The sequence below is a fragment of the Paracoccus sp. (in: a-proteobacteria) genome, assembly GCF_047973135.1.
Taxonomy (GTDB): Bacteria; Pseudomonadota; Alphaproteobacteria; order Rhodobacterales; family Rhodobacteraceae; genus Paracoccus.
Genome location: NZ_JBKEBL010000199.1, coordinates 1 through 2,600, shown reverse-complemented (window position 1 = coordinate 2,600; position 2,600 = coordinate 1). Strand labels below are relative to the sequence as shown.

Here is a 2,600-nt window from a genome sequence, read left to right as displayed (position 1 = left end):
CGAAAGCCTGAACCGGGTGATCCGCAAATCGATCAAGACACGCGGCTCGTTCCCGACCGATGATGCCGCAACCAAGCTGATCTACCTCGCGATCCGCAACTTCGAAAAAGACGGAAGGAATGTCAGGGAATGGTTTGCGGCCCGCAACCAGTTCGCCATAATGTTCGGCGAGCGCTTCGACGCTTGAGTATCTGAAACCGCATGGGCCGGGAAAGATACACAGAGTTCAGGACACTCCCGCGTAAACGCGGTGATGATGCCGACAGGGCCGGGACCGAGGCAGCCAAGGGAACACCCGCCCTTCTACCCCGAGAGACCGCGCCCCCCGGTCACGGCGCGGCGCAGGATGTCAGGGACGGCCCAGGACAGGGGATCCGCCGCCGCCAGCCTCTCGATCCGGCGCTGGATTTCCGGCAGGCCCAGACGCTCGGCATAATGCATCGGGCCGCCGCGCCAGCGTGGGAAACCATAGCCGTGCAGCATCACCAGATCGATATCGGCGGGGTTGTCGGCAATGCCGTCCTCAAGGATGCGCAAACCTTCCTCGATCATGGCGGTTGTGGCGCGCAGCACGATTTCATCGGGGCTCAGTTTCTGGCGGGTAATACCGGCACGGGCGCTTTCCTCGCGGACGATCTGTTCGATCTGTTCCGAGGGGCCGGGCTTTCCATCGGTATAGTCATACCAACCTGCCCCGGTCTTGCGTCCCAGCCGACCGGTTTCATCGACCACGCGGTCGGCGATCGGAACATAGCGAAAATCGGGTTTCGTCGCCCATCCCATCCGCTTGCGATTGGCATAGGCGATGTCCAGCCCGGACAGATCCTGCACCTCATAGGGGCCCATTGCCATGCCAAAGCCGCGCATCGCTGCGTCGATCTCGGCGGGTTGCGCACCGTCGATCAGCATCACATCGCTGATCTGCCGGTACCGCGTCAGGATCCGGTTGCCGATAAAGCCGTCGCAGACCCCTGCGGGAATGGCGATCTTTTTCAGCCGCCGGGTCAGGCGCAGCACCGTGGCCAGCGTTTCGGACGAGGTGCTTTCGGCGCGGATCACTTCGACCAGCTTCATCAGATGGGCGGGGCTGAAGAAATGCAGCCCGACAAAACGCGAACGGTCGGCCAGCCCCTCGGCAATGCGGTCGGGGTCCAGATAGGATGTGTTGGTTGCCAGAATCGCATCGGCGGGCAGCGCCTTTTCCAGCGCGGCAAAGACCTGACGCTTGACGTCCAGATTTTCGAACACCGCCTCGATGGCGATCTGCACGGGGGGCAGGCCCTCATATCCCGCGTGAAAGCTGTGGTTCTGCGCCAATGCGGCATCGGCTGCGTCCTGCGTGGCCTTGCCGCGCTTGACGGCCTCGGCGTAAAGGCGTGTCACGTTCTCGCGTGCGCGCGCGACCGCAGCCTCGTCGGTTTCGACCAGCGCGACGCGAATGCCCGTCTGCGCCAGCGCATAGGCGATGGCCGAGCCCATCGTGCCGCCGCCCATCACCAGCGCCTGCAAGATCTCGCGCCCGCCCTCCTTACCCCGGCCCATCGCGCCGCGTTCTGCAAAAAACGCATGGCGCAGCGCCGCCGCCTGATCCGATGTCTTGAGGTCCAGAAACGCCTGACGTTCCTGTGCCAGCCCCTCGGCCAAGGGCAGGCGCGCCGAGGCCTCGACCAGATCGATGGCGCGCAGCGGGGCGTTCTGTCCGCGCGCGCGTTTCGCCGCCGTCTTTCGCGCGGCCTCGACCGCCGGGGCGTCGGGGGCCGGGTTGGGCAGCGCGCCGGTCATGGCACGGTCAGGCAGAGCCAGTTCCCGCGCCGCCGCCACCGGATCGTCGGCCAGCGCATCGACCAGCCCGATCTCTTGCGCGGCAGCGGCCTTGACGACCTTTCCCTCGGCGATCAGTGCGACTGCCTGACCCAGTCCAATCAGCCGGGGCAGGCGCTGCGTGCCGCCGGCACCCGGCACGACGCCAAGTGTCACTTCGGGCAGGCCAAGGGTCGCACGAGGCGATGCCACCCGCGCCGCGCAGGCCAGCGCAAGCTCCAACCCGCCGCCAAGTGCCGCGCCATTGATGGCGGCGACAACAGGGGCGGGGAAATTCTCGATCCGGGCGACCACATCGGGCAGGTGCGGCTCGACCGGGGGGGCGTCGAATTCCCGCGCATCCGCACCGGCGACAAAGATCGACCCGGCCCCGGTCAGGATGACCCGACCGACCCCCGACCGCTCTGCGCTATCAAGCGCCGCCATCAACCCGGCGCGCACCGCCCGCGACGTCGCGTTCACCGGAGGATTGTTGATTGTGATGACCGCAATGTCGTGATCGGCGGAAAACTGGACCGGATCGCTCATGAAAGCCTCTTGGTGATTGTAACGGCGTTTTCAACAGTTAGCAGGAGGGCGATGCGTTTGCACGACAATTTCAGGCCCGTGTGGTGCGCGCGGATTGCCATCCGGGCAAAACCGCTTCAAATTTAAAATTCTTGCGGTAAGCTGGGTCAGGCCGTCACCCCGCCCGTCACCCCGCACGCGCGTCAGGCTGGACGGTTCAGGCGATTGTCTCTAAAGGCCCCGGTGGGGTGATTTCCGCCGGGATGACAGAT

The 2,600-nt window shown here is 65.2% G+C and carries 1 protein-coding gene and 1 pseudogene; one reads left to right on the top strand and one right to left on the bottom strand.

The genetic code is table 11. The annotated features are described in order from the left end of the window. Positions 1–187, top strand: a pseudogene (locus ACK5L9_RS15685) (IS256 family transposase); the annotation flags it as partial. A gap of 116 nt (positions 188–303) precedes the next feature. On the opposite strand, the gene ACK5L9_RS15680 reads toward ACK5L9_RS15685, so the two are convergent. Next, entirely contained in the window at positions 304–2,349 is a 2,046-nt protein-coding gene (locus ACK5L9_RS15680; RefSeq protein WP_416912405.1) for a 3-hydroxyacyl-CoA dehydrogenase NAD-binding domain-containing protein, read from the bottom strand. Between the last annotated feature and the right edge of the window lie 251 nt (positions 2,350–2,600).

Coding starts and splice junctions, on each gene's coding strand:
- ACK5L9_RS15680 (WP_416912405.1), bottom strand. CDS start 2,349: ATGAGCGATCCGGTCCAGTTTTCCGCCGATCACGACATTGCGGTCATC.